Source organism: Spiribacter salinus M19-40 (genome assembly GCF_000319575.2).
Taxonomy (GTDB): domain Bacteria; phylum Pseudomonadota; class Gammaproteobacteria; order Nitrococcales; family Nitrococcaceae; genus Spiribacter; species Spiribacter salinus.
In genome coordinates this window covers 1,293,593-1,317,592 of the sequence record NC_021291.1, presented here as the reverse complement: position 1 = coordinate 1,317,592, position 24,000 = coordinate 1,293,593, and the positions used below count along the sequence as shown (strand labels likewise).

General features: G+C 62.8%; 26 protein-coding genes. 20 read left to right on the top strand and 6 right to left on the bottom strand.

All coding sequences use genetic code 11. The annotated features are described in order from the left end of the window. The first annotated feature begins 5 nt into the window (after positions 1-5). Positions 6-524, top strand: coding sequence for a hypothetical protein (locus SPISAL_RS06490; protein WP_016353680.1), 519 nt, complete (start codon positions 6-8; stop codon positions 522-524). Here SPISAL_RS06490 and SPISAL_RS06485 read toward each other — a convergent pair. Beyond that, positions 485-1,240, bottom strand: a complete 756-nt coding sequence (locus SPISAL_RS06485) for a UDP-2,3-diacylglucosamine diphosphatase (RefSeq protein WP_041389794.1) — start codon at positions 1,238-1,240, stop codon at positions 485-487. The two genes, SPISAL_RS06490 and SPISAL_RS06485, sit on opposite strands and share 40 nt — an antisense overlap. 72 nt (positions 1,241-1,312) lie before the next feature. Here SPISAL_RS06485 and gltX point away from each other — a divergent pair, with 72 nt between their 5' ends. Together gltX and cysS are read left to right on the top strand one after the other, a co-directional pair. Continuing rightward, positions 1,313-2,743 carry a glutamate--tRNA ligase gene (gene gltX / locus SPISAL_RS06480; RefSeq protein WP_016353678.1) on the top strand — a complete coding sequence of 477 codons (1,431 nt, stop codon included), beginning with the start codon at positions 1,313-1,315 and terminating at the stop codon, positions 2,741-2,743. Then, positions 2,736-4,118 (top strand): cysteine--tRNA ligase, encoded by a 1,383-nt coding sequence (gene cysS, locus SPISAL_RS06475; RefSeq protein WP_016353677.1) that lies wholly within the window; start codon positions 2,736-2,738, stop codon positions 4,116-4,118. The genes gltX and cysS overlap by 8 nt, the downstream gene beginning before the upstream one ends. Here cysS and SPISAL_RS06470 read toward each other — a convergent pair. Continuing rightward, positions 4,115-5,437 carry an HlyC/CorC family transporter gene (locus SPISAL_RS06470; protein ID WP_016353676.1) on the bottom strand — a complete coding sequence of 441 codons (1,323 nt, stop codon included), beginning with the start codon at positions 5,435-5,437 and terminating at the stop codon, positions 4,115-4,117. The genes cysS and SPISAL_RS06470 overlap by 4 nt on opposite strands. Then, positions 5,415-6,203: a cytochrome C assembly family protein gene (locus SPISAL_RS06465; RefSeq protein ID WP_245539893.1), complete on the bottom strand. Its 789-nt coding sequence runs from the start codon at positions 6,201-6,203 to the stop codon at positions 5,415-5,417. The genes SPISAL_RS06470 and SPISAL_RS06465 overlap by 23 nt, the downstream gene beginning before the upstream one ends. Before the next feature lie 115 nt (positions 6,204-6,318). Here SPISAL_RS06465 and ffh point away from each other — a divergent pair, with 115 nt between their 5' ends. From ffh to rplS, 5 genes are all read left to right on the top strand, one after another. Next, positions 6,319-7,719 carry a signal recognition particle protein gene (ffh, locus tag SPISAL_RS06460; protein WP_016353674.1) on the top strand — a complete coding sequence of 467 codons (1,401 nt, stop codon included), beginning with the start codon at positions 6,319-6,321 and terminating at the stop codon, positions 7,717-7,719. A 54-nt stretch (positions 7,720-7,773) separates the two neighbouring features. After that, positions 7,774-8,043 (top strand): 30S ribosomal protein S16, encoded by a 270-nt coding sequence (rpsP, locus tag SPISAL_RS06455; RefSeq protein ID WP_016353673.1) that lies wholly within the window; start codon positions 7,774-7,776, stop codon positions 8,041-8,043. A 79-nt stretch (positions 8,044-8,122) separates the two neighbouring features. Further along, positions 8,123-8,578 (top strand): ribosome maturation factor RimM, encoded by a 456-nt coding sequence (rimM, locus tag SPISAL_RS06450; RefSeq protein WP_016353672.1) that lies wholly within the window; start codon positions 8,123-8,125, stop codon positions 8,576-8,578. A gap of 6 nt (positions 8,579-8,584) precedes the next feature. After that, positions 8,585-9,322, top strand: a complete 738-nt coding sequence (gene trmD, locus SPISAL_RS06445) for a tRNA (guanosine(37)-N1)-methyltransferase TrmD (RefSeq protein ID WP_016353671.1) — start codon at positions 8,585-8,587, stop codon at positions 9,320-9,322. A gap of 19 nt (positions 9,323-9,341) precedes the next feature. After that, entirely contained in the window at positions 9,342-9,719 is a 378-nt protein-coding gene (gene rplS / locus SPISAL_RS06440; protein WP_016353670.1) for a 50S ribosomal protein L19, read from the top strand. A 27-nt stretch (positions 9,720-9,746) separates the two neighbouring features. Here the strand turns inward: rplS and serB are convergent, their stop codons facing one another. After that, positions 9,747-10,973, bottom strand: coding sequence for a phosphoserine phosphatase SerB (gene serB, locus SPISAL_RS06435; protein ID WP_016353669.1), 1,227 nt, complete (start codon positions 10,971-10,973; stop codon positions 9,747-9,749). Positions 10,974-11,035: 62 nt separating this feature from the next. On the opposite strand from serB, the gene msrB reads away from it, so the two are divergent. The 6 genes from msrB to minE all read left to right on the top strand — a co-directional run bounded on the left by msrB (position 11,036) and on the right by minE (position 17,029). Beyond that, positions 11,036-11,443 carry a peptide-methionine (R)-S-oxide reductase MsrB gene (msrB, locus tag SPISAL_RS06430; protein ID WP_016353668.1) on the top strand — a complete coding sequence of 136 codons (408 nt, stop codon included), beginning with the start codon at positions 11,036-11,038 and terminating at the stop codon, positions 11,441-11,443. A gap of 72 nt (positions 11,444-11,515) precedes the next feature. Next, on the top strand, positions 11,516-13,405 hold the full coding sequence (ilvB, locus tag SPISAL_RS06425; protein WP_016353667.1) for a biosynthetic-type acetolactate synthase large subunit: 1,890 nt from the start codon (positions 11,516-11,518) through the stop codon (positions 13,403-13,405). Positions 13,406-13,415: 10 nt separating this feature from the next. After that, on the top strand, positions 13,416-15,278 hold the full coding sequence (htpG, locus tag SPISAL_RS06420; RefSeq protein ID WP_016353666.1) for a molecular chaperone HtpG: 1,863 nt from the start codon (positions 13,416-13,418) through the stop codon (positions 15,276-15,278). A gap of 1 nt (position 15,279) precedes the next feature. Further along, positions 15,280-15,948, top strand: coding sequence for a septum site-determining protein MinC (minC, locus tag SPISAL_RS06415; RefSeq protein ID WP_016353665.1), 669 nt, complete (start codon positions 15,280-15,282; stop codon positions 15,946-15,948). A 15-nt stretch (positions 15,949-15,963) separates the two neighbouring features. Beyond that, entirely contained in the window at positions 15,964-16,770 is an 807-nt protein-coding gene (gene minD, locus SPISAL_RS06410; protein WP_016353664.1) for a septum site-determining protein MinD, read from the top strand. Positions 16,771-16,774: 4 nt separating this feature from the next. Next, complete coding sequence (gene minE, locus SPISAL_RS06405) at positions 16,775-17,029, top strand: cell division topological specificity factor MinE (RefSeq protein ID WP_016353663.1); 255 nt, start codon at positions 16,775-16,777, stop codon at positions 17,027-17,029. Positions 17,030-17,035: 6 nt separating this feature from the next. Here minE and SPISAL_RS06400 read toward each other — a convergent pair whose 3' ends face one another. Beyond that, positions 17,036-18,586, bottom strand: coding sequence for a LysM peptidoglycan-binding domain-containing protein (locus tag SPISAL_RS06400; protein ID WP_144060448.1), 1,551 nt, complete (start codon positions 18,584-18,586; stop codon positions 17,036-17,038). A gap of 22 nt (positions 18,587-18,608) precedes the next feature. Beyond that, a complete protein-coding gene (gene gloB / locus SPISAL_RS06395) occupies positions 18,609-19,376 on the bottom strand; it encodes a hydroxyacylglutathione hydrolase (RefSeq protein ID WP_016353661.1) in 768 nt (255 codons plus the stop codon). Positions 19,377-19,447: 71 nt separating this feature from the next. On the opposite strand from gloB, the gene SPISAL_RS06390 reads away from it, so the two are divergent. The 6 genes from SPISAL_RS06390 to SPISAL_RS06365 are packed head-to-tail and all read left to right on the top strand — an operon-like array spanning position 19,448 to position 24,000. After that, a complete protein-coding gene (locus SPISAL_RS06390) occupies positions 19,448-20,200 on the top strand; it encodes a class I SAM-dependent methyltransferase (protein ID WP_016353660.1) in 753 nt (250 codons plus the stop codon). Beyond that, a complete protein-coding gene (gene rnhA / locus SPISAL_RS06385) occupies positions 20,187-20,633 on the top strand; it encodes a ribonuclease HI (protein WP_016353659.1) in 447 nt (148 codons plus the stop codon). Before SPISAL_RS06390 ends, rnhA begins: the two co-directional genes overlap by 14 nt. After that, on the top strand, positions 20,633-21,361 hold the full coding sequence (gene dnaQ, locus SPISAL_RS06380; RefSeq protein ID WP_016353658.1) for a DNA polymerase III subunit epsilon: 729 nt from the start codon (positions 20,633-20,635) through the stop codon (positions 21,359-21,361). Before rnhA ends, dnaQ begins: the two co-directional genes overlap by 1 nt. After that, a complete protein-coding gene (locus tag SPISAL_RS06375) occupies positions 21,358-22,095 on the top strand; it encodes an HAD family hydrolase (protein WP_016353657.1) in 738 nt (245 codons plus the stop codon). Before dnaQ ends, SPISAL_RS06375 begins: the two co-directional genes overlap by 4 nt. Further along, complete coding sequence (locus tag SPISAL_RS06370; RefSeq protein WP_016353656.1) at positions 22,092-22,880, top strand: competence/damage-inducible protein A; 789 nt, start codon at positions 22,092-22,094, stop codon at positions 22,878-22,880. The genes SPISAL_RS06375 and SPISAL_RS06370 overlap by 4 nt, the downstream gene beginning before the upstream one ends. Beyond that, on the top strand, positions 22,873-24,000 hold the full coding sequence (locus SPISAL_RS06365) for a hypothetical protein (RefSeq protein ID WP_016353655.1): 1,128 nt from the start codon (positions 22,873-22,875) through the stop codon (positions 23,998-24,000). The genes SPISAL_RS06370 and SPISAL_RS06365 overlap by 8 nt, the downstream gene beginning before the upstream one ends.

The following is a 24,000-nucleotide window of genomic DNA, read 5'->3' as shown; positions in this document are numbered from 1 at the left end:
CAGTGATGTTGCCCTGGCACCGAAGAAAGCCGGATATCCACGCTAAAGACCCCGCGCTTCGGCGTGCGGCGATTAGTGCGGATCTTGCAGGCCAGAACGCGCTGCGCCGACTGCTGGCCGCGGACCCTGATGCCGGCGTACGTGAGGCGGCGGCCCGGCGCTTGTCTGACCTCGTGCTGCTGCGCCAGGCACTCGAGTCGGACGCGGATGAGCGTGTGCGCGAGGCCGCACGGGCCCGCTACCGCCAGCTACTGGCGGGCGGTGATGACCTGGATCTTGACTATCGCCTGGCAGCGCTCGCGGCGTGCTGCAATGGGCAGATCATTGCGCATGTCGCCCGGAGTGCCCGGGAGCCGGTTTTGCGAGAGGCCGCGATACCGCGACTGACTGACCGGCAGCTGCTCGGTGAGGTGGCAGCCCATGATGAAAACGCGAGCGTGAGGGCCAGTGCAGAGCAACGTCTTCGGGCCCTGAATCGCCGTGGTCAGGCTGATGAGGGGACGAGCGGCGTCGATTCCAGCTGATACCGGCCCTCGTCCACCCGCAACACACTGGCTTGTTCGAACCAGTCGCCGAGGACAATCCGCTCACATGGTGTGGCGGCCACCGTGAGGGCATGGCGGCCAGGCCGATGGGTGTGTCCGTGAATCAGGCGCTTTGCCTGCCACGATGCAAGGCGTTGCTGCACCGCCTGGCTGTTGACGTCCATAATGGCGTCCGCTTTGCCGGCGGTGTCGCTGCCGCTTTGGATACGGGCGCCGCGGGCCTGCTCCAGGCGGGCCTCAGGCGTTAATGCAAGAAACTCCGCCTGCCATGCCGGGTCGCGCACCTGGCGGCGAAATGCCTGATAGGTTTCGTCATCCGTGCATAGCGCATCGCCATGCTCCAGCAACACGGGCTCGTTATCCACTTCGATGCGGGTCGGCTCTTCGAGCAACGTCGCGCCCGCGGCGCTGGTAAACGCCTCACCGATGAGAAAATCCCGATTGCCATGCATGAGAAAGACGTCGGTGCCGGCGGCTGCGAGCGCAGCGAGTGCGGGCGCGACGGGTTCATCTTCCGGGCGCGCATCGTCCCCGATCCAGGCCTCGAACAGGTCGCCGAGGATAAAAAGCGCGCTGGCGGTCCGTGCCGGCCCAGCAACAAAGCCGAGGAACGATCGGATCGCCTCGGGGCGGGCGGGGTCGAGGTGCAAATCGGCGATGAAAAGCACCGGTGCTTTGTGCGAGTTGAAATTCATTGGCGTCATGCGGTGAAGGATCACTGCGACGACGGCTGCATGCAAGCGGGGCATCCATTAACATGCCCAGCCATGACCACAACGTCCGTCAAGACCCGTTTCGCACCCAGTCCAACCGGTTTGCTGCACGCGGGCAACCTGCGCACGGCCCTGTTCAACGCCCTGATGGCCTGGCGCCATGACGGGACGTTTCTGCTGCGCATCGAGGATAGCGATACTGAGCGCACGGATCCTCATGCCCTCGAGGCGATTCAGGCTGACCTGCACTGGCTCGGCCTGCACTGGGACGAAGGCCCTGGCGCGGCATCACCTCCCGTACAGTGGCAGCAGTCGGCGCGGGCGGCCGACTATTCACGCGCGGTAGCGGGGCTGCTTGAGACCGGCGCGGCGTACCCGTGTTTTTGTTCCGCTGAACGGCTGGCAGCGCTGCGAGATCAGCAGCGAGCCGCGGGAGCGCCGATTCGCTACGACGGTTGCTGCGCGCGGATCGATGCGGCGGACGCGCGCCAGCGCCAGGCAGCCGGCGAGCCGGCCGTGATCCGGTTGCGACTGCCGGATGGCGACACGGTCGCCTTTGAGGATCTTGTGCGGGGGCATCAGTCTTTTGCCCTGGATGCGCTCGGTGATCCCGTCGTCCAGCGCGCCGACGGACGGGTGTCATTTCTACTCGCGAACGCCATCGATGATGCCCTGATGGGCGTAACCCATGTGCTCCGGGGTGAGGATCACCTCAGCAATACGCCGCGCCAGCTCGTGCTGCTGAACGCGCTCGATCTCCCGACGCCGCAATACGGCCATGTGGGACTGGTGGTGGAGGACGATGGGGCACCCTTGTCCAAGCGCACCGGCGCGCCCGGTGTCGGCGAGCTACGCCGCGCGGGTTATTTACCCGAAGCCGTTGTGAATTATCTCGCGCGGCTTGGTAACTCGGGGCCGGGTGACGGGCTGGAGACATTGGATACCCTGGCCGCCCGCTTCGAGCCTGAGCGACTGGGGCGGGGGCCCGCTCGGTATGACGCGGCACAGCTCGACCACTGGCAGGCCGAGGCCATGGCCACGCTGCCCGAGGCGCGGTTGCTGGAGGCCGTCGAACCGGCGTGGGTGCCTGCGGAAAAGCGGGCCGACTTTGTTCGATTGGTGCGTGCCAATCTGAAAACGCTGGGTGATCTGCAGGATTGGGCAGAGCGTCTTTGTGCCCCCGCACCGGCTTTTACGGAGGCCGCCACCGCAGCGGTGACGGGCGCTGATCCCGAGTTCTTCCGTGCCGCAATACAGACGCTGGAGACAGCGGATGACATGGACTGGGCTGTGCTGCGGCCTGCGCTCGAGTCGGCAACGGGTTGCCGCGGTGGACAGCTGATGAAGCCGCTGCGCTTTGCGTTAACCGGTTTGGGCTATGGGCCGGGGTTGGGTGATGTGATCGCATTCATGCCGGCGGATATCCGTCGGACCCGTTTAAACAAGGCAGCCGAACAGGCCGCCGGAGCGCAGCCAAATGCTTGAGATCCATAACAGTCTGACGGGGCAGCAGGCGGTTTTCCGGCCTGCCAATCCGCCCCAGGTCAGGCTCTATGTCTGCGGTATGACGGTGTATGACTACTGTCATCTTGGTCACGCCCGAGCCATGGTGGTCTTCGACATGGTGGTGCGTTACCTGCGCTATTGCGGCTATGACGTGCGCTACATCCGCAACATCACTGACATCGATGACAAGATTATCGAGCGCGCGGCAGCGGTTAACGAGCCCATCGACGCCCTGACGGCGCGGTTTATTGAGGCGATGCACGAGGATGCCGATGCGCTCGGGTGCCTGCGTCCAGACGACGAACCCCGGGCAACGGCCCATATGGACGCGATCATTGCCATGATCGAGCAGTTGATTGCCAGTGGGCATGCTTATGCATCGGGCGGTGATGTCTACTACGCCGTTGATCGTTTTCCGGATTACGGACGCCTGTCGGGCAAACGCCTGGATGAACTGCGTGCGGGGGCCCGCATTGAGCCCGGCGAGCGTAAACGCGACCCTGCCGATTTTGTGCTCTGGAAGGCCGCGCGTGAGGGCGAGCCGAGTTGGCCATCGCCGTGGGGGGCGGGTCGGCCAGGCTGGCATATTGAGTGCTCCGCCATGTCGACCCGGTGCTTAGGGAATCACTTCGACATTCATGGTGGCGGGCTTGATCTGAAATTTCCGCACCACGAAAACGAGATCGCGCAGTCTGAAGCCGCCACGGGCGAGCATTTTGTCAATTACTGGATGCATAACGGCCATGTCCGTATTCAGGACGAAAAGATGTCGAAGTCGCTCGGTAACTTCACAACGGTTCGGGACGTCCTGGCAGTGCACCATCCCGAGGTGGTCCGTCAGTTTCTTCTGTCGAGTCATTATCGCAGTCCGCTCAACTACAATGACGATGCGCTGGACAACGCCCGTGCAGGGCTGTCGCGTTTGTACACGGCGTTACGGGGTCTCGAGGGTGACGGCGCCATCGATGTCGACTGGGTAGCGCGGTTCCAGGCGGCGATGGATGATGACTTCAATACGCCGGAAGCCCTTGCCGTACTGTTTGATCTGGCGCGGGCGCTCAACCGCGCGCGCGAAGCGGGCGAGGAATTGCAGGCTGAAGGCCTTGGTGCGACGTTGAAATCGCTCGGCGGTGTGCTCGGGTTGCTTGGCAGTGACCCTGCCGCCTTTCTTCAGGGCGGCGACGATGCAGCGCTTGAAGACACCCGACGCATCGAGCAATTGATTGAAGCCCGCGCGGCAGCCCGTGCCGAGCGTGACTTCGCCCGGGCGGATGAGATTCGTGACGCGTTGCTGGCCGAGGGCATCCTCCTCGAGGACAAGGCCGGTGAGACACTGTGGCGGCGCCAGAGCTAGTCTTCGTGTTTCGGCTGTTTGGCCCGGGGTTTGATGCGCGGGGATAACCGCGCCACTTTCACCCGGTTTTCCTCGGTCTGGAGAACGGTGACGGGGTGTTCATCGATGAGCAGCGCCGTGCCGGGCTCGGGAATGGTTTCGAGGTGCTCCAGAATCAGGCCGTTCAGCGTCTTGGGGCCGTCAGCCGGTAGCTCCCAGTCAACCAGGCGTTTGAGATCGCGCACACTCGCGCTGCCGGCCGCCAAATAGCTGCCGTCAGGCTGGGGGTGGATATCCCGGATGGATTCCGCGGGGTCTGTGGTGAACTCGCCAACAATTTCCTCAAGAATGTCCTCTAGCGTGACCAGGCCCAGGATTTCGCCGTATTCATCCACCACCAGTCCGATGCGCCGTCGCAGTGTTTGGAAATTGCGCATCTGTACGTGGAGATGTGTGCCTTCCGGTACAAAGTACGGATCCCGCATATGCTCGAGGAGCCGTTCGCGAGTGAGCTCGCTGTCGAGCATCGCAGTCAGAACGCGACGCACATGCAGGATGCCGCGGATCTTTTCGATACTGCCCTCGTAGACGGGCAATCGGGTGTATTCCGACTCAGCAATCTGGCTGCGGATGCGATTCCAGTCGTCCTCAAGATCAATGCCCACGACTTCGTTACGCGGCACCATGATGTCTTCCACGGTGGCCTGATCGAGATCGAGGATGCTGAGCAGCATGCTTTGGTGGCGCTGAGGAATCATGGCGCCGGCCTCGTTGACCACCGTTCGGAGCTCTTCGCGGCTGAGGGCGGACTGTCCGCCTTCAGTGGGCTGGACTCCAAGGACGCGGAGGAGGCTATTGGAGATGCTGTTCGTGAGCCAGACCAACGGGTAGAGCAGCTTCAGCAGCGGGCCGAGGATATACGAGGCGGGAAATGCGATGTGCTCCGGGCGCAGCGCGGCGAGCGTTTTTGGCGCCACTTCCGAGAAGATCAGGATGACCAGGGTGAGTAGGCCCGTTGCTGCGGCGAGCGTGCCCTCACCGCCGAGGCGCAATGCGATCAGTGTGGCCACCGACGAGGCCGCAATGTTCACGAAGTTGTTACCGAGGAGAATGATTCCGATCAGCCGGTCGGGGCGGCCGAGGAGTTTTTCGGCGCGCCGCGCCCCCGGATGACCATCCCGCGCAAGGTGACGCAGCCGGTATCGGTTCAGCGTCATCAGGGCGGTTTCGGAGCTCGAAAAACAACCTGACAGCACGATGAGCACGCCGAGGATGGTGAACAGCAGGGGTAAGGGAATCGTATCCACGGTGGTTGGCTTAGCGGCCCAGAATGACTTCAAGCACGACTTTGCTGCCGAAATACGCAAGCGCAAGCAGCACAAAGCCGGTCAGCGTCCAGCGAATGGCCGTCCGCCCGCGCCAGCCTGCGCGGTAGCGCCCGATCAAAAGCGCCGCAAAGACAAACCAGGCCACGCCGGAGAGGACGGTTTTATGGACGAGATCCTGGGCAAGCAGGTTCTCGACAAAGAGCCATCCGGTCAGCAAGGCAATGGATAGCAGGACAAAACCGCTGGCGAGCAGCTGAAAGAGCAAGGCCTCCATGCTGCGTAACGGCGGCAGGATGCCGATCACCGCACCAGGTCGGCGGTGGCGCAGCGTGTGTTCCTGCCAGGCCAGCAACAGGGCTTGCGCGGTCGCAAGCCCGAGCACAGCGTAAGCGATGACCGAGGAGATCACGTGGATTTCGACCGGGGCGCCGAGTGGGACCAATGTCCGCGCGGGCACGCCAAACAGACCCGCTGCCAGTAGGGTCAGTGCGGCAAACGGGAAGATGACCAGACCCAGGCTTTGAATAGGCTGACGAGGGGCAGCGAGCAGCAGCATGACGGCCATGAGCCAGCCCAGCAGCGAGGCCGCGTTAAGCACGGACAGGTTGAGTCCCGCAGCAGTATAACTGCTCTGCCAGAGCAGGATGGCGTGGACCACGACGGCTGGGATCGCCAGACGCATGCCAAAGCGCTCGCTTCGGGCGATCAGCACACGGTCGCGTAGCCCGGCGAGCAGAGCAATCAGAGCGGCGGCATACAGTGCAACCGCCAGGGTCATGAGAAGGGCATGCATGATTGGGTGGATGATGGCATAGAACCCGGGTCTGTTCGAGTCGCTCCCCTGTTATACTTCAGGGTCATTTCCGGTATCGACCGCGGGGGTCGTCGACACGATGTTCAGCAATCTCAGCGACCGGCTCGAGGCCATTGGCAAGCGAATCAAGGGCAAGGGCCGCCTGACCGAGGACAACATTCAGGAGACTTTGCGCGAGGTCCGCATGGCGCTGCTGGAGGCCGATGTCGCTCTCCCGGTGGTCAAGGACTTCATCGCGCAGGTGCGCGAGCGCGCGCTGGGCGCCGAGGTCATGAAGAGTCTCACACCCGGTCAGGCATTCGTGAAAATCGTCCACGGCGAGCTGGTGCAGCTCATGGGCGAGGAAAACGACGCACTCGATCTCAGTACCCGTCCGCCGGCCGTGGTCATGCTGGCGGGGCTGCAGGGCTCGGGTAAGACCACCAGTATTGCCAAACTTGGCCGCTTGCTCCGCGAGCGTGAGAAAAAGAAGGTGCTGGCGGTCTCGCTGGATGTCTATCGACCGGCGGCCATTGACCAGCTTCAGCGCCTGGCGGATGAGGTCGGGATGGATTTTCATCCGACCGACCCCGAAGCCGATCCGATCAAGACCGCGAAGGCGGCAAAAGAGGCCGCGCGAAAGGGTTATTACGACGTCCTGCTCGTGGATACCGCCGGGCGGCTGTCCGTTGACGAGGCGATGATGAGCGAGGCAAGCCGGGTCCACGCCGCAGTGGAACCCGTGGAGACCTTGTTCGTGGTCGACAGTATGACCGGTCAGGATGCGGCGAGCACGGCCCGCGCTTTCGATGAGGCGCTTCCGCTGACCGGCCTGGTATTGACCAAGACCGATGGCGATGCGCGCGGCGGCGCGGCGCTGTCCATTCGCCAGGTGACCGGCAAGCCCATCAAGTTTCTTGGTGTCGGTGAAAAAACCGATGCCTTGGAGCCGTTTCATCCCGATCGGGTCGCATCCCGGATTCTCGGCATGGGCGATGTGCTCAGTTTTGTCGAGAACATGGAGCGCAATGTTGATCAAGCGCAGGCCGAGCGAATGGCCGGCAAGCTCAAAAAGGGCAAGGGGTTTGACCTGGAAGACATGCGCGAGCAGATGCAGCAGATTACCAAGATGGGGGGTATGGACGGTCTGATGGACAAGCTGCCCGGTATGGGCCAGATGGGCAGTCAGGTCAGCCAGCAGATGGATGATCAGCAGGTCCGCCGGCAGATCGCCATGATCAACGCGATGACGCCGGGCGAGCGGCGCAAACCGGAGGTGATCAACGGATCGCGGAAGCGGCGTATTGCGGTGGGCAGTGGTCTGCAAGTCCAGGAAGTGAACCGGCTGCTGAAACAACACAAGCAAATGCAGAAAATGATGAAGCAATTCCGCAAGGGCGGTATGAAAAAGATGATGCGCCAGCTCGGTGGCGGTGGCGGAATGCCGCCGGGGGGCATGCCGCCCGGGGGTGGGTTACCACCGGGGCTTGGCGGGCGGTAGGCGCCCGGGTACAATCGCGGGTTGATCAATTGACCGGATAATTCAGGGACAAGCATGGTTACCATTCGACTGGCGCGCACAGGTGCCAAGAAACGGCCGTTCTACCACGTGGTGGTGACTGACCGCCGTAACGCTCGCGACGGGCGATTCATTGAGCGTCTGGGGTTCTTCAACCCGGTCGCGGCAGGGCAGGAAGTGCCGCTGCGGCTTGACCTTGAGGGTGTGGATCGCTGGATTGCCAAGGGGGCACAGCCCAGTGAGCGCGTGGTGCAGCTCATTCGTCAGGCACGGCGCGGTGCAGCCGCAGAGGCCGAAAGCGCCTGATCAGCCCATAGTCGCCGATCCGCACGGGGGCGAGTCGCCCGCGGATGTTGTGCTCGGCGAAGTGGTGGGAGTGCATGGCGTGCTCGGCGCCGTCAAAGTCTATTCAGCGACGCGGCCGCGCGAAAACATTTTTGACTATCCGGTCTGGACGCTCGTTTTGAACGGGCAAAGCCGGGACTACGCTGTCCTCGGATCGAGACAGCAGGGGAAAGGCCTGATCGCCACGCTGGCTGGCGTGTCCGACCGGGACAGTGCCATGGCGCTGCGAGGCCACGAGATCAGAGTGCCCCGGCAGCAGTTGCCCGCCGCCGAACCCGGCGAGGTGTACTGGGCCGATTTGCAGGGGCTTGAAGTCATTAACGTCGACGGATCGCGTCTGGGCGTGGTGACAGGATTAATGGAGACCGGCGCGAATGATGTGCTGGTGGTGGATGGAGACCGGGAGCGTCTCATTCCGTATGTGCCCGATCGGCACGTACTCGAAGTCGACCTGACAGCCGGGCAGCTTCGAGTGGATTGGGATCCCGAGTTTTGAGCCGCGATGCGTTTTGACGTCATCACGCTCTTTCCGGACATGGTGGATGCCGTGATGGGTCATGGCGTCCTCGGCCGCGCGGCGGAGCAGGGGCTGGTTGAACTGGTGACCTGGAATCCGCGGGATTACGCCACGGACCGGCATCGGACGGTGGATGATCGGCCGTACGGTGGCGGTCCCGGCATGGTGATGAAGGTCGAGCCCGTGAGGGCGGCTATTCAGGCAGCCCGGGCCGCAGGTGAGCCTGCTTCGGTGGTGTATCTCACACCCGAGGGCCAAAAGCTGGATGGTGCCGGGGTGGCGGCCCTGGCAGACTGCGGGCGGATTATTCTGTTATGCGGTCGCTACGAAGGGATCGACGAGCGGCTGATTGAGCTTGAGGTCGATCAGGAAATCTCCATTGGCGATTATGTCGTCAGTGGTGGGGAGTTGCCGGCCATGGTCATGATGGATGCCGTGGCCCGCCTGCTGCCTGGCGTGCTGGGTCATGCAGATTCGGCGGCACAGGACGCGTTCGCCGAGGGGCTGCTAGACTGCCCGCATTACACCCGCCCCGAGGTGGTGGCGGGCCAGGGCGTGCCGGATGTGCTGCTTAGCGGCGACCATCAGGCGGTTGCCCGCTGGCGTCATCGAGAGGCGCTTGGAAGAACCTGGCGAAAACGCCCTGATCTGCTTGAGCAGCGCGGGCTAAGCCACGAAGAACAGACACTGCTCGAAGACTATCGTCGCGAGCAGGATTATTGACAGGACAGGGGATGCAGTCATGAGCAACATCATCGAGGACCTGGAGCGTGAGCAGGTCGAGTCCACCGGGCGCTCGCTCGATGGGATCAACCCGGGCGATACCGTCTTGGTTAACGTCTGGGTGCGCGAGGGCAATCGCGAGCGGACGCAGCCATTCGAAGGCGTTGTTATTGCACGGCGTAATCGGGGGCTGAACTCCTCTTTTACACTCCGCAAGGTCTCACACGGCGAGGGTGTGGAGCGGGTCTTCCAGCTGCATAGCCCCCTGATTGAGAGCGTGCAGGTGAAACGCCGGGGTGACGTTCGTCGCGCGAAGCTCTACTTCCTGCGCGATCGCCGTGGTAAGGCAGCGCGCATTAAGGAAAAGGTTCGCGCCAAGGGCAGCGCCAAGGCCTGAACTCGGGCGTGAGAGCCCCCGCTGGTATCAGTGGGGGCTTTCTGCGTCGTTCATCCCCATGAGATAGAGCACACCGTCCAGGCCGATGGTTGAGATGGCCTGGCGGGCATTGCGCTGAACGAGCGGTTTGGCGTGAAACGCGATGCCCAAGCCAGCCGAGCGCAGCATCGGCAGATCGTTAGCACCATCCCCGACTGCAATGACCTGCGACTGCTCGATGCCCAGTTCATCAGCGAGTGACTGCAGCAGCGTCGCTTTGCGCTCACCATCAATGATGTCACCCACCAGCTTGCCGGTCAGTCGGCCCGACTCAATCTCAAGCTGATTGGCATGCACGGTATCCAGGCCAAGCCGGCTTTGGAGATGATGGCCGAAATAATCGAATCCGCCTGAGATGACAGCTGTGCGGTAGCCAAGCAGGCGCAGCGTTTTAAGCAGCCGCTCGGCACCTTCGGTGAGCGTCAGGCGGTCAGCCACGCGTTGCAGTACCGCCTCGTCGAGTCCCTCCAGCAGCGCGACGCGCTTGATCAGACTCTCGCGGAAATCCATGTCGCCGCGCATTGCCGCCTCGGTAATCGCCGCCACCTCGTCCCCGGCGCCTGCTTCCAGCGCCAGCTCGTCGATAACCTCTTCACGGATCAGCGTGGAGTCCATGTCAAAGACCACCAGGCGGCGGTTACGGCGATAGAAGTTGTCCTCCTGGAAAGAGATATCAATGTCCATTTCCCGGGAGATGGACAGAAACGCCGCTTTCATGGCGTCGGCGTCATCGGGCTCGCCGCGCAGGCTGAGCTCGAGGCAGGCCCGTGTCTCGGTATCGTCATCATGCAGCGCGCTGCGAGCCGACAGCCGGCCGATGTCCTCGATGTTGAGGCCGTGGGCGGTCGTGACGCCGGCGATGCGGGCAATTTGGGCGGCGGTGACTCGCCGGCCGAGCAGGGTCAGGACATACCGGGACTGGTGTTCACCCACGACCCAGTGCTGATATTCGTCGCGGCTGACTGGCTGGAAGCGGACTCGCAGATCCAGTTGATGCGCCTCGAATAGCAGGTCTTTCAGCACCGATGCTGACGCGCTGAGTGCGGGGAACTTGACCAGGATGCCGAGGGCGAGATTTTCATGGACCATGGCCTGGCTGATATCGAGGACGCGGACGTCATACTCGGAAAGGATGCCCATTAGCGCCGCCGTGACCCCGGGTCGGTCACTGCCAGAGATGTTAATCAGAATAATCTCGCTGTCACGCTCGGCCATGGTGCTCGCTCATCAGTAAAGACGCGCGTTATTGTAGGACAAACCTGAAAGAGGCGCTGACCATGACGACAGAGCAATCCCTATCAGACATTGACTGGCGCTCCCGCCTGACCCCTGAGCAATATCGCGTGGCGCGCGAAAAGGGTACGGAGCCCCCGTTTTCTGGCGAGTACAATGCGTTGAAGGCCGATGGGGTCTTTCATTGCATCTGCTGTGATGCGCCGCTGTTTGACAGCGAGCAGAAGTACGATTCGGGCACTGGCTGGCCCAGCTTCTGGGCGCCGCTGGACGACCAGGCGGTTGCCACGGAATCAGACAACACGCTGGGCATGCGCCGCACGGAGGCGCTATGCCGGGCCTGTGATGCCCACCTCGGGCATGTCTTCCCGGATGGGCCAGCGCCAACCGGATTGCGCTACTGCATCAATTCCGTATCGCTGCAGTTCCGGCCCCGTCAGGCCGCGGGTTGACGCTTGTCGCTGGCTACATCGCACCGGTATGCTTAACTACTGGAAATAACTGACTGTTTTAGGGACAAGAATATGGACGACGCCGCCCTCCCGAGCAAAGCCGAAACGGCTGACGCACCGGCCCAGACACCGGCAACCCATCCCCGCGCTGGCGAGCAGCTGAGTGGCGCGGAAATGGTCGTCGAGGTGCTGGCGCAGGAGGGTGTCGACACGGTGTTCGGTTATAGCGGGGGCGCCATCCTGCCAACCTATGACGCCGTGTTCCGCTACAACGAGCGCGAGCGGGCGGACGCCGACGTCGACCCGATGAAGCTCGTTGTGCCGGCGAACGAGCAGGGCGCGGGTTTCATGGCGGCGGGATACGCCCGCAGCAGCGGTAAGGTGGGCGTGTTTCTGGTGACCTCCGGGCCCGGGGCCACGAACACGGTGACGCCGATTCGTGACTGCATGGCCGACTCTGTGCCGGTGGTGCTGATTACCGGCCAGGTGGCACGGGGCGCGATGGGCACGGATGCGTTTCAGGAAGCGCCCATCGTTAACATCATGGGGAACTGTGCAAAGCACGTGTTCCTGGTGACCCAGCCTGAGCGACTTGAGGAGACCATTCGCACGGCGTTCGAGGTCGCCCGATCCGGTCGCCCTGGCCCGGTGGTGGTGGATTTGCCGAAAGATGTCCAGAACTGGGTCGGCGAGTTCAAGGGCACGGGCCTACTCGGAATTCGGGGCTATCGCCAGCGCATGGAGGCGCTTCGTCAAACCGAGGTCACCGAACCGAAGGCCGAGGCATTTTTCGAGATGCTGGGTAGCGCAAGCCGCCCGTTGCTCTATGTCGGCGGCGGTGCCATCCATGGGGAGGGCGCCGAAGCCGTTTCGGCGTTTGCCCGTGAATACGGGATTCCGAGCGTCAGCACGGTCATGGGCCTGGGTGCAGTGGACACCACGGATGACCTGCACCTGCATATGCTCGGTATGCACGGCACCGCTTATGCGAACTATGCAGTGGAAGACTGTGATTTCATCATTGCGGTCGGCTCGCGATTTGATGACCGCGTGGCCGCCAAGGCCGAGCTCTTTGCCCCATTGGCCGAACATATCGCTCATATCGATATCGACGCAGCAGAAATCGGCAAGGTCAAAGGCGTGGACTGGTCGCACGTGGGTGAAGCGGGCCATGCCATGCACTCGCTGCTGGCGCATGGGCGCCGAGTCGGCTTCCAGCGCGACTTCTCGCGCTGGGGGCAACACTGTACGACCCTGCGGGAAAAGCACCCCATGGGGTTCAAGGAAGACGGTGACTGGATTCAGCCCCAGGGGGTCATGCGCGCACTCAACGACATCACTGGCGGCGAGGCGATCGTGAGCACCGGAGTCGGGCAGCATCAGATGTGGGCCGCGCAATACCTTGATTTTCGTCTGCCCCGGCTCTGGATGACGTCAGGCTCGATGGGCACCATGGGATTCGGGCTGCCGGCGGCGATTGGTGCTCAGTTCGCCAATCCCGAAGCACTGGTCATTGACGTTGATGGTGACGGCAGCCTGCGCATGAATCTTGGCGAAATGGAGACCGTGACCACCTACGGTTTGCCTATCAAGATCCTGCTGCTGAACAACAACGGCGATGGCATGGTGCGCCAGTGGCAGAAGCTTTATTTTGACGACCGCTTCTCGGGCAGCGATAAATCGCTGCACCGGAAAGACTTTATCAAGGCGGCGGAAGCGGATGGTTTCGAGTTTGCCCGTCGCTGCAGTGACCGTGAAGCGCTGCCCGAGGTGATTCGCGCCTTTGTGGAGTACCCCGGGCCGGCCTTCCTGGAAGTGATGATTGATCCTGATGCCGGTGTCTATCCCATGGTGGGGCCGGGCATGGGCTACAAACAGATGGTGACCGGGGAGCATATCCCGAGTCGCGAAATTCCTGAAATTGGCCGTGGGGGTCGTGTGGACCCCTCGGAGGCGTTCTGAAGTCTGAATGATGAGCGAAACGAAAACCCCGGAGACATTCGAATTTCAGGCCGAGGTCCGGCAGTTGCTGGATCTCATGATCCACTCCCTCTACAGCAACCGCGAGATTTTCCTTCGCGAACTCGTCTCCAACGCAGCGGATGCCGCCGATCGTCTGCGCTTCGAGGCCCTGCAGGACGCTGCGCTGTTCGAGGACGATCCTGAGCCTGAGGTGCGGATCGTAGTCGATGAGTCCGCGCGCACCATTACCATTTCGGACAATGGCATCGGCATGAATCGCACGGATGTCATCGATAACCTCGGCACGATCGCGCGCTCGGGTACCCGGCGCTTTCTCGATGCGCTCACCGGGGATCAAAAGCAGGACTCGCAGTTGATTGGTCAGTTTGGTGTGGGCTTCTACTCGGCCTTCATCGTGGCGGACTCGGTGACGGTGCATACGCGCCGAGCCGGAGAGTCAGCCGATGCGGGCGTGCGCTGGCAGTCTGATGGCAAGGGCGAGTTTTCTCTGGAGGCGAGCCCTCGGGCGCGCCGCGGCACGGATGTAACCGTGCATCTTGCCGAGGGCCAGGACGAATTCTTGAGCCGCGACCGCCTGCGTCAGGTCATTCGCCGCTATTCCGATCACATTGCGATTCCGATCCGACTGCTGGATGACCAGGATGAGGCTGAAACCGTTAATCAGGCCTCGGCCCTTTGGATGCGTCCGAAAAGTGAGCTGTCAGACGAAGACTATCAGCAGTTCTATCAGCAGCTGAGCTTCGACACGGAACCCCCGCTGCGCTGGATGCACAACAAGGTGGAGGGTGATCAGTCCTTCACAACCCTGCTGTTCATTCCCGCTCAGCGTCCCTTCGACTTGTTCGAGCCGGAGTCGGGTCACGGGCTTCGGCTGTACGTTCGGCGTGTCTTCATCATGGAGGACCGCGAGCACCGGTTGTTGCCGCGCTATCTGCGCTTTGTGCGCGGGGTGGTCGACTCGGATGACCTGCCGCTTAACGTCTCTCGGGAGCTGCTTCAGCACAATCGGCTGATTGACCGGATTCGCGCGGCATCGGTCAAGCGGGTCCTGGACACACTGGAGCGTCTGGCCAAAGACGATGCGGCGGTCTACCAGCGGTTCTGGAGCGCCTTTGGCACCGTGCTCAAGGAAGGCCCGATTGAAGACCCCGGCAATGCAGAAAAGGTTGCCGGGCTTTTGCGGTTCCATTCGACCCAGGATGAAGAAGAGCAGCGCGTCTCGCTTGCCGATTACCTGGAGCGGATGAAAGAGGGGCAAAAGGCGATCTACTACCTGACCGGAGAGAGTCTGGCAGCGGTACGCAACAGCCCGCACCTGGAGGTTTTTCGCAAGCGTGGCGTGGAAGTGCTGCTGCTTGCAGAGCCCGTTGATGAATGGCTGGTGGCGCATTTGTCCAAATACAAGGACACACCGCTGCGGGCGGTCGGCAAGGGTGAGCTTGAGCTGGATGATCTGGGTGAAGACACGGCAGAAAAGCCCGAGTCGGTGGAACCCAGCGCGTCGGTCAAAACCCTGCTGGAGCGACTGCAGTCCGAGCTCGGCGAGCAGGTGGAGGATGTCCGCGCCAGCAGCCGACTGACGGACTCACCCGCATGCATTGTTGTCTCCGAGCACGATTTCGGCATCAATATGCAACGGATGCTGAAGGCAGCGGGGCATGAATTGCCTGCCCAGAAGCCGGTGCTCGAGATCAACCCGGACCATCCGATCATCCAGCGGCTGGCAGCGGATGAACAGGCGCCGCTGAATGACTGGGCGTCGTTGCTCTACGAACAGGCGGTGCTGATGGATGGCGGCCGTCTGGACGACCCCGCCGGCTTCGTGCGCCGCATGAACCGACTCCTCGACTGACATGGCAGTCCATCTCGGCGAATCCGCGGCCTTTGAGATCAAGGGACGCATGGCCACGCTCAGCGTGCTGCAGGTGCTAAGCGCCGACCCGGATCACGTACTGGCTCAGCTGGACGCCCGGCTGGCGCAGGCGCCGGGATTCTTTACTGGTATGCCGCTGGTGATCACCGCGTCGACTGAGCTCGACCTGAGCGGAAACGCCCTGCAGGCATTGACTGATGGCCTTCGCGCCCGGGATCTGCTGCCGGTGGGGGTGAGTGATTTGCCCGCTGATTCGGCCGCTCAGGCCGGGCTCGGCGTGGTCAGGAATCTGGGCGGTGAGCGGGCAACTGAGCCCCGTCAGGCCACGGCCCGCGTGGTGACGCAGCCGGTACGCTCAGGGCAGCAGATCTACGCCCGAGGCGGTGATCTGGTGGTTGCAGCCCCCGTCAGTGCGGGCGCGGAGGTGATGGCCGACGGCCATATCCATATTTATGGCAGTCTCCGGGGCCGCGCGCTGGCTGGCGTGCAGGGAGGGCAGGATGCGCGTATCTTCTGTCAGGCGCTGGAGGCAGAGCTGGTGGCCGTCGCTGGTGAGTATCAGCTCAGCGATCAGATGGATCCCTCGCTGCGCGGCAGCGCGGCAATGGTCTCTCTGCAGGGCGACGCCCTGACAGTGACACCGCTTTAGGTTCAGGAGGTTAATGTGGCAAGAATCGTGGTGGTGACATCGGGCAAGGGAGGCGTTGGCAAAACCACGACCAGCGCTGCATTCGCCGCAGGCCTGGCGAAAGCGGGGCACCGCACGGTGGTGATCGATTTCGACGTGGGCCTGCGCAATCTTGACCTGATCATGGGGTGTGAGCGGCGGGTGGTTTACGACTTCGTCAACGTCATCAATGGCGAGGCGAATCTCAACCAGGCGTTGATTCGTGACAAGCGAGTCGACGGCCTTGAGATCCTGCCGGCCTCACAAACCCGCGACAAGGATGCACTCACCTTTGAAGGGGTTCAGTCGGTGCTCGAGGCATTGGCGGAGACACATGATTACATCGTCTGTGACTCGCCGGCGGGCATTGAGCGCGGGGCGCACCTGGCGATGTATTTCGCAGATGATGCGCTGGTGGTGACCAATCCAGAGGTTTCGTCTGTTCGGGATTCGGACCGAGTCCTTGGTTTACTGGCCAGTAAGACCCGGCGCGCGGAGCAGGGCGAGGCCGCAGTCACCGAGCACCTGGTCGTGACGCGTTACGCGCCCTCGCGGGTGGGCAAGGGGGAGATGCTCAGCGTGGAAGATATCCACGACATCCTGTCCATCGACCTCCTTGGCGTGATCCCGGAATCGCCGGCTGTTCTGAACGCTTCGAATGCCGGTATTCCGGTGATTCTTGAAGACAAAACGGATGCCGGGCAGGCGTACGACGATGTTGTCGCACGGTATTTAGGTGAGACGCGGGAACACCGGTTCCTGAGTGAGAAAAAAGGCCTGTTCGGCCGACTGCTCAAGGGCTAGGCCAATGGGTTTTCTGGACTACTTTCGATCCGAGAAAAAACAAAGTGCATCGCTGGCCAAGGAGCGTTTGCAGGTGATCGTTGCCCGGGAGCGCACGCATCGAGGTGGCCCCGATTATCTGCCCGCCCTGCAGCAGGATATCCTTGCGGTCATTCGGCGCTACATTGCCGTGGAGGATGATGCGGTGCGCATTCAGGTCGAGCGCGAGGGGGATTGTGAAGTCCTCGAGCTGAATGTCACTTTGCCCGAGGATGACTGAACCACATCAGTTGGCTTGAGCGGTGACATCCACCTCCATCTCCAGGCGCTGGCCTGGCTGCAGATAGCCGCCCTCGCGCAGGTTATTCCACTGCCGCAGATCGGCAACACCCACGCCAAAACGCTGAGCAATCAAATACAGCGAATCGCCTTCGCGGACCGTGTAAGTCACTGCCTGTAACCGCTCCAGCGGGGTGGAGCGCTGCATCTTGGACTCATCGGTCCAGACCGCCAGCTGCTCACCAACGGACAGTATGTCCTTGGGTGCCATGTTGTTCCAGCGCGCAAGCTGCCGGACGCTCACGCCATAGCGCTGTGCAATGGACCAGAAGCTGTCTCCGGCTTGAACCACGTGATTGGTCCGCTCTCGCCCCGCGCGCTGCGTGTCCTGCGTCGCCGTTTGTCGTGCGCTCACCGTGCGCGAATAAGCACTGTCGGGCCGGCTGGCCATCGGCACCATCAGGTGGCCACCCGCGCGAATGATATGCGTATCGAGGCTGTTAGCCTCCTGAAGGGTGGAGACGGTGACGTGGTAGCGGTCAGCGATCTGCCCAAGCGTTTCTCCGGCGGCGATTTCATGGCGTTGCCAGCGCATCCAGTCCGTCGAGGGGATCTCCGCGAGCCGGGTTCGGAAATCCGCTGCACGCGCCTGCGGCAACAGCAGGCGATGCGGCCCATCCGGTGCGGTGGCCCAGCGGTTAAACCCGGGGTTGAGGGCATACAGGGTTTCCATATCAATATCGGCGAGCTCAGTGACGAGCGCCAGATCAATCTGCTTGTCGAGATCGACCACCTCGACCGCGGGCCGATTGGGGATCGGTGTCAGGGCGATACCGTGCGTGCCCGGCGCAGCAACCAGTTCGCTGATGGCCAGCAGCCGGGGGACGTAGGCCATGGTTTCGCGTGGTAGATCGAGCGACCAGTAATCGGTGGGCTTACCGGCATTGCGGTTGCGCCGAATCGCCCGGGAGACGGTGCCCTCGCCGGCGTTATAGGCGGCCAGTGCGAGTAGCCAGTCACCATCGAACATCTCGTTGAGATAAGTCAGATAGGTCAAGGCGGCATCGGTGGCTGCCAGGACATCGCGTCGGCCGTCGTACCACCAGTTTTGATCGAGGCCGTAGTGCCGGCCAGTGGCGGGCACGAATTGCCAGATGCCTGCCGCGCGGCCGTGTGAATACGCAAATGGCTGAAAACCACTCTCCACAATGGGCAGCAGCGCGAGCTCAAGGGGCATGTCCCGCGCTTCAACCTGTTCGACGATATGAAAGAGATACGGGGTTGCCCGCTCAGAGACTCGAGCCCAGTAATCTGTCAGCCTCGCATACTGCCGTAGCTCGGCGGTAACCCGGGCATTCTCATGGCCGGGGATATCGTAGCCATTGCGAATACGCTGCCAGACATCCTCGACGGGCTCGTTGGCTTCGCCGTCTGTTGTTGTCACCGCATCGGCCAGGCCAGCCCTCGCTTTCGCGTGGTCTTGAGAGGGGGGATCCGGCTCGACGGTGGCGCATCCGGCGATAAAGACAGCCACAAGCAGCAGCCAGGTTCGAGTCATCTGCACGAGGGGGTCGCTCCTTCTAGAATCGATCTTTCCATGCCCGCAAAGCGGCGAAGACGTCGACAGGGTCGCTAAGCGCGTGCCCGGCTTGCGCCTCGGCACTCTGGATCACGGCCTCGACATCCCAGCGCAGGAACGGGTTGGTCGCGCATTCCTCGGCAAGCGTGGAGGGGAGGGTGATGGCACCGCGGGCGTGTTGCTGCTCAATCTGCGCATGACGCGCCTGGAGCGCAACATTGTCGGGCTCAACGGCCAGCGCGAATGTCAGGTTGGCCAAGGTGTACTCGTGACCGCAGTAGAGCCGCGTTTCACCCGGCAGTTTTCTCAGCTCGCTGAGGTACACCTGCATCTGCGCGGGTGTGCCCTCAAACATCCGCCCGCAGCCACCCGCGAACAACGCATCGCCCGCAAACAGCAGTCCATCGCCGAAAAACGCAAGATGATCGAGGGTGTGACCCGGTACACCAAGCACATCAAACGTTGGCCCGAGGCCCGGTGGTGTCAGGGTCTCGCCCGGTTTGACCGGATCGCTGATAAAGGGGATCGGGCTGTCAGCCGGTCCGTAGACGGGTAGCCCGTTACCGATAAGCCCCTCAATGCCAGCGATATGATCGGTGTGGTGATGGGTGATCATGATCGCCGCTAGCTTAACGCCCATTGCCTCAAGGGCTTTCGCGACTGGCGCCGCCTCTCCCGGATCCACAACCACCGCGGTGTCACCCTGTGGCGCGCGCAGCAGCCAGGTATAATTATCGCTGAGCACTGGGATTGGCGTGACTTCGAGCATCCGCGCATGCTACCCCGTGCGCCCTTGAGCCTCAAATGGCTGGACCGGTTCAAAATGAGGAGAGCGCCCTGATGCACAAACTCCGCGCATGGTTTGCCACCCGGGCCGGGCAGGAGCTGGCCGAGCGGGAGTCCCGGCTTCTGTCTCGCCGACTGGCCGGTCTGTATGCGCGGCGCGTGCTCCAGGTTGGTGCCTATGGGGGCGGGCGCTGCCCCACGGTCTACGGTGATGCCCGTCAATGGGTGCTGGATGACTGGCCTGGCGGGCCAATCGACCTGCAGGCCCAGAGTGAGGTCTTACCACTCGCATCGAGCAGCGTGGACGTGGTGGTCCTCATTCATCAGCTGGAGTTCACGGACCGGCCTCACCAGGTGATTCGAGAGGCGGCACGCGTTCTGGCGCCTGAGGGCCATATGCTGGTCATGGGGTTCAATCCCCTGAGTCTTTGGGGGTTGCGGCGCCTGATGGCGCCGAAAGGGGCGCAGCCGCCCTGGGGCGGTCGTTATCTTGGCCCCTGGCGGGTCGCTGACTGGATGCAGCTGCTGGGGCTGACGCCGCGCCCGCATGAGGGCCTCGCGCTGCTCCCCCCAGTCCCCGATCGGCTGCGGCGACGTCAGGCGCCCTCCCGGGTCGTGTATGGTCAAAGTTTGGGTGCTGGACTGCGCTGGCTAGCTGGCGTGAATTTGGTGATGGGTCAAAAGCGAGTGGGGGGTGTGGCACCACCGGCTGCGCGCTGGCATCAGCGACTGGAGCTTATCCCCGGCGGGCTGACCGAGGCCGGGGCACGACATGCACGACGGGATCAATGGCATGACGCAGGTTGAAATTTACACCGACGGTGCCTGTCGCGGTAATCCGGGACCGGGTGGCTGGGGCGCGCTGCTGCGCACCGGTGAGGCCGAGCGCGAACTGCACGGTGGCGAGCACGAGACCACCAATAACCGAATGGAGTTAATGGCGGCCATTGCCGCGCTCGAAACGCTGACCCGGCCGTGTCGGGTCGAGCTGACAACGGATTCTCAGTACCTGCGCAAAGGCGTGACGGAGTGGATGGCAGCATGGAAGCGTCGCGGTTGGCGGACCGCCTCAAAAAAACCGGTTAAAAATCGGGATCTTTGGGAGCGTCTGGATACCCTGACCGCACAGCACGAGATTCAATGGCACTGGGTGCGAGGCCATACCGGGCATGCCGAGAACGAGCGGGTGGACGCCCTCGCCAACCAGGGCATCGACGAACTTCAAGGGGTAACGGATTGATGCGACAGATCATTCTGGATACAGAGACGACCGGCCTTGAGCCTGCGGATGGCCATCGCGTCATTGAAATCGGTTGCTATGAGCTGGAGCAGCGCCGGCCGACCGGCCGGACGTTTCATGAATACCTCAACCCTGGTCGGCCCGTGGATCCGGAAGCGGCCGCCGTGCACGGTATCAGCGATGCATTCCTGTCAGACAAGCCACGATTTGCCGATGTAGCCCAGGACTTCATCGCGTTTGTGGGCGGGGCTGAGGTCGTCATTCACAACGCGCCGTTTGATGTGGGTTTCCTTGACCACGAGCTCGCTCGTCTGGGGGAGGCGTGGGGCTGTCTCACCGATCATTGCCAGATTCTGGATAGCCTCGAGCTCGCCCGTCGCCGTCATCCCGGGCAGCGCAACAGCCTGGATGCGCTATGTCGTCGCTACAGCGTCGATAACAGCAGTCGGGCGTTGCACGGGGCGCTGCTGGATGCCGAGATCCTGGCCGACGTCTATCTGGCGATGACCGGCGGGCAGGTTGGCCTGGGGCTGGGTGCCGAGGAAACCACCGGCGCTGCGCTAACCGCTGAGGCGATCCGTCCGGTGACGACGCAGCGACCCGCCTTGCCTGTGATTGAGCCGAATGAGGCCGAGCGCGAGGCGCATGAGGCCTGGCTTGAGCGCCTGGATCAGACGGCAGGGGGTGCCTGTGTCTGGCGCACGCTGCCCGCCGAGGAGCGCGCATGATCCCGCGTCCGCTTGAGGCGCCTGTGCGCGCCGTGACCTTTGATCTGGATTTCACGCTCTGGGACCTGACCGGGGTCCTGCATCATGCGGAGTCGGTCTGTCAGGGCTTTCTTGAGCAGCGTTATCCCGCGGTGGCGGCCCGATTCGATCGGGACGGGCTCGGCACACTGCGTGGTCAGATCGCTGAGACACGGCCTGACATCGCGCATGATGTCACGGCGTTGCGGCGTGCCGCGTTTGACGAGGCAGGGCGCCTGGCAGGCTACACCGGGGCAGCGCTTGACGCCCTCGTTGAGGAGGCCTTTGAGGTGTTCCTTGATGCACGCCATGCGGTGCGCGTGTATGACGATGCCCTGCCACTGTTACGCGCGCTTCAGGGGCGTGTGCGCATCGGGGCGTTGACCAATGGCAACGCCGAGGTCCGACGCCTCGAGCTGGGGCAGTACTTCGATTTTGCCTTGTCGGCGGTGGAGTTGGGTGCGGCGAAGCCCTCGCATTTGGTATTCGAGACGGCCGCGAACCGGGCGGGTGTCCCAGCCGGAGAAATCGTTCATGTGGGCGATGATGTCCATAGTGATGTCTCTGGCGCCGCTGCATTCGGCATGCAGGCCGTCTGGCTCAATCGCGATGGCGCCGGCTGGCCGGCGGATGTGGCGCCTGCTGCGCATCACGAGGTACGGGACCTTGCCGAACTGCAGGGGATGCTGCTCGGGTTAATTGGAGCGGATGCATGACGGGCGCTCAGACACCCGGGTTCGGGCTGATCGTGATCGGCGACGAGCTCCTGTCCGGTAAGCGACAAGACCGTCATTTCCCCCACCTGTCCGGTCTGCTGGCCGAACGTGGTCTGGAGCTGCGCTGGGTCCGGTTTATCAGTGATGAGGCTGCGCTGATTACCCAGACGCTTCGGGATACGCTGGCCGGACCTGATATCGTTTTCAGTTGTGGTGGGATTGGCGCAACGCCGGATGATCGGACCCGGCAATGTGCGGCTGAGGCCGCTGGCCGGGCCCTGGCGTTTCATCCTGAGGGGGTCGCTGCGCTGGAGGCACGGTTTGGCCGGCCAGTGGAGCCCCAGCGGCGGCTTCGCCTTGTCGAATTTCCGGAGGGTGTGGCGCTGATTCCGAACCCGGTGAATCAGGTGCCAGGATTCAGCCTGGAGGATCATCATTTCATGCCCGGGTTTCCGAGCATGGCCTGGCCGATGATGGCCTGGGTGCTCGATGAGCGGTACGCCCATCTGCAGGACCCGAATCGCATCACTGAGGAGGCCATTGCCGTTGCCGGCGCGCGCGAGAGCGATGTCATTCCGCTGCTTGAGCACGTCGAGTCCGCCTACCCTGAATTACGGTTGTCCTGCCTACCCAGCATGCGCGCGGCGGATTTCTCGGTCGAGCTGGCGCTGCGGGGCGCGCCGGCGGGGGTAGCTCAGGCCATGCCAGAACTTTGCCGTGCGGTGGAGGCGCTTGGATTTGCGTGGGAATCGGTCACGCTGAGCCGAGCGACTGATCATGACTGAGCACACCAGTCTCGGTTCAGCGGTTCGCCAGGCGGGTTTTATCGTCCTTGCAGTGATAGTGGCGCCGGCGCTGGGTCTTTGGCTGACAGGCGGTGATCCAACCGCTTTCCTGCGCTTCCCACCCCGGCCGCTGGAGGCTGCGCCGGGTAGTTTCACCCCGCCGGTGTTTGCGGTGTATCTGCTTGCGATTGTGGCCGTCCTTGGCCCCTTTATTGTGCGCGTTCTTCGCTCGTCGCCGGATCCGCAGGTCGGTGCAGCGCAAGCGCCGCGCCGCCGCTATCCGCGCTGGGGGTGGTGGGGCGTGGGTTTGCTGGCGGTCAGCTGGCTTATCGCCTGGGTGCCGATTCCCGGCCTTGAAGAGGCTCGACGCCTGAGTTTTACGCCCCTGTGGGTGGGGTACACCATCGCGATCAGCGCGTGGGTCGCGGCGCGTGGCGGACGCTGCCTTTTGCTGGAGGCGCCCAAGCGTTTTCTGGCGTTGTTCCCGGCCAGTGCCGTGTTCTGGTATCTGTTCGAGTACTTGAACCAGTTCACTGGTAACTGGATTTACGCGGGGACTGGCGTCGCTGACGGCGAGGCATTGAACTGGTTCCTGCGCTCAGCGCTGCCTTTCAGCACGGTGCTCCCGGCCGTACTGGTCACCCGTGATTGGTTTGCCACCTGGCCCCGGCTCTCAGCCGGCCTGGATCATTTTGCCCCGATTCGCCCGGTCAGGCCGCGCCGGGTTGCCCTGATTGCCTGGGTGGCGGGGTTCAGTGGGCTCGCCGCGGTGGCCGTCTGGCCGACGGCCTTGTACTCATTGCTCTGGACCGCGCCGCCGCTGCTGATGGTGGCCGGTCAGGCGCTCGCGGGCGAGCGGCAGGTCTTCTCTACCGTGGCTCGGGGTGACTGGCGCGGGCCGTGGCTGGCGGTGATGGCGGCCTTGTTCTGTGGCCTGTGCTGGGAGTTGTGGAATGTTTTCAGCCTGGCGCGATGGACCTACCATATTCCGCATGCCCAGGTGCTGCATGTTTTTGAAATGCCGCTCCTCGGGTACGCTGGCTATCTACCGTTTGGCATCACCTGCGTTGTTGCCGCGCAGCTGCTGACGGGCCAGTCGCCAGGATTGGAGAAGCGCTGA

What these genes read in the sequence shown, in the direction of transcription:
- SPISAL_RS06490 (WP_016353680.1), top strand. Translation starts at nt 6, where the DNA reads ATGTTGCCCTGGCACCGAAGAAAGCCGGATATCCACGCTAAAGACCCC.
- SPISAL_RS06485 (WP_041389794.1), bottom strand. Translation starts at nt 1,240, where the DNA reads ATGAATTTCAACTCGCACAAAGCACCGGTGCTTTTCATCGCCGATTTG.
- gltX (WP_016353678.1), top strand. Translation starts at nt 1,313, where the DNA reads ATGACCACAACGTCCGTCAAGACCCGTTTCGCACCCAGTCCAACCGGT.
- cysS (WP_016353677.1), top strand. Translation starts at nt 2,736, where the DNA reads ATGCTTGAGATCCATAACAGTCTGACGGGGCAGCAGGCGGTTTTCCGG.
- SPISAL_RS06465 (WP_245539893.1), bottom strand. Translation starts at nt 6,203, where the DNA reads ATGACCCTGGCGGTTGCACTGTATGCCGCCGCTCTGATTGCTCTGCTC.
- ffh (WP_016353674.1), top strand. Translation starts at nt 6,319, where the DNA reads ATGTTCAGCAATCTCAGCGACCGGCTCGAGGCCATTGGCAAGCGAATC.
- rpsP (WP_016353673.1), top strand. Translation starts at nt 7,774, where the DNA reads ATGGTTACCATTCGACTGGCGCGCACAGGTGCCAAGAAACGGCCGTTC.
- trmD (WP_016353671.1), top strand. Translation starts at nt 8,585, where the DNA reads ATGCGTTTTGACGTCATCACGCTCTTTCCGGACATGGTGGATGCCGTG.
- rplS (WP_016353670.1), top strand. Translation starts at nt 9,342, where the DNA reads ATGAGCAACATCATCGAGGACCTGGAGCGTGAGCAGGTCGAGTCCACC.
- serB (WP_016353669.1), bottom strand. Translation starts at nt 10,973, where the DNA reads ATGGCCGAGCGTGACAGCGAGATTATTCTGATTAACATCTCTGGCAGT.
- msrB (WP_016353668.1), top strand. Translation starts at nt 11,036, where the DNA reads ATGACGACAGAGCAATCCCTATCAGACATTGACTGGCGCTCCCGCCTG.
- ilvB (WP_016353667.1), top strand. Translation starts at nt 11,516, where the DNA reads ATGGACGACGCCGCCCTCCCGAGCAAAGCCGAAACGGCTGACGCACCG.
- htpG (WP_016353666.1), top strand. Translation starts at nt 13,416, where the DNA reads ATGAGCGAAACGAAAACCCCGGAGACATTCGAATTTCAGGCCGAGGTC.
- minC (WP_016353665.1), top strand. Translation starts at nt 15,280, where the DNA reads ATGGCAGTCCATCTCGGCGAATCCGCGGCCTTTGAGATCAAGGGACGC.
- minE (WP_016353663.1), top strand. Translation starts at nt 16,775, where the DNA reads ATGGGTTTTCTGGACTACTTTCGATCCGAGAAAAAACAAAGTGCATCG.
- SPISAL_RS06400 (WP_144060448.1), bottom strand. Translation starts at nt 18,586, where the DNA reads ATGACTCGAACCTGGCTGCTGCTTGTGGCTGTCTTTATCGCCGGATGC.
- gloB (WP_016353661.1), bottom strand. Translation starts at nt 19,376, where the DNA reads ATGCTCGAAGTCACGCCAATCCCAGTGCTCAGCGATAATTATACCTGG.
- SPISAL_RS06390 (WP_016353660.1), top strand. Translation starts at nt 19,448, where the DNA reads ATGCACAAACTCCGCGCATGGTTTGCCACCCGGGCCGGGCAGGAGCTG.
- rnhA (WP_016353659.1), top strand. Translation starts at nt 20,187, where the DNA reads ATGACGCAGGTTGAAATTTACACCGACGGTGCCTGTCGCGGTAATCCG.
- dnaQ (WP_016353658.1), top strand. Translation starts at nt 20,633, where the DNA reads ATGCGACAGATCATTCTGGATACAGAGACGACCGGCCTTGAGCCTGCG.
- SPISAL_RS06375 (WP_016353657.1), top strand. Translation starts at nt 21,358, where the DNA reads ATGATCCCGCGTCCGCTTGAGGCGCCTGTGCGCGCCGTGACCTTTGAT.
- SPISAL_RS06370 (WP_016353656.1), top strand. Translation starts at nt 22,092, where the DNA reads ATGACGGGCGCTCAGACACCCGGGTTCGGGCTGATCGTGATCGGCGAC.
- SPISAL_RS06365 (WP_016353655.1), top strand. Translation starts at nt 22,873, where the DNA reads ATGACTGAGCACACCAGTCTCGGTTCAGCGGTTCGCCAGGCGGGTTTT.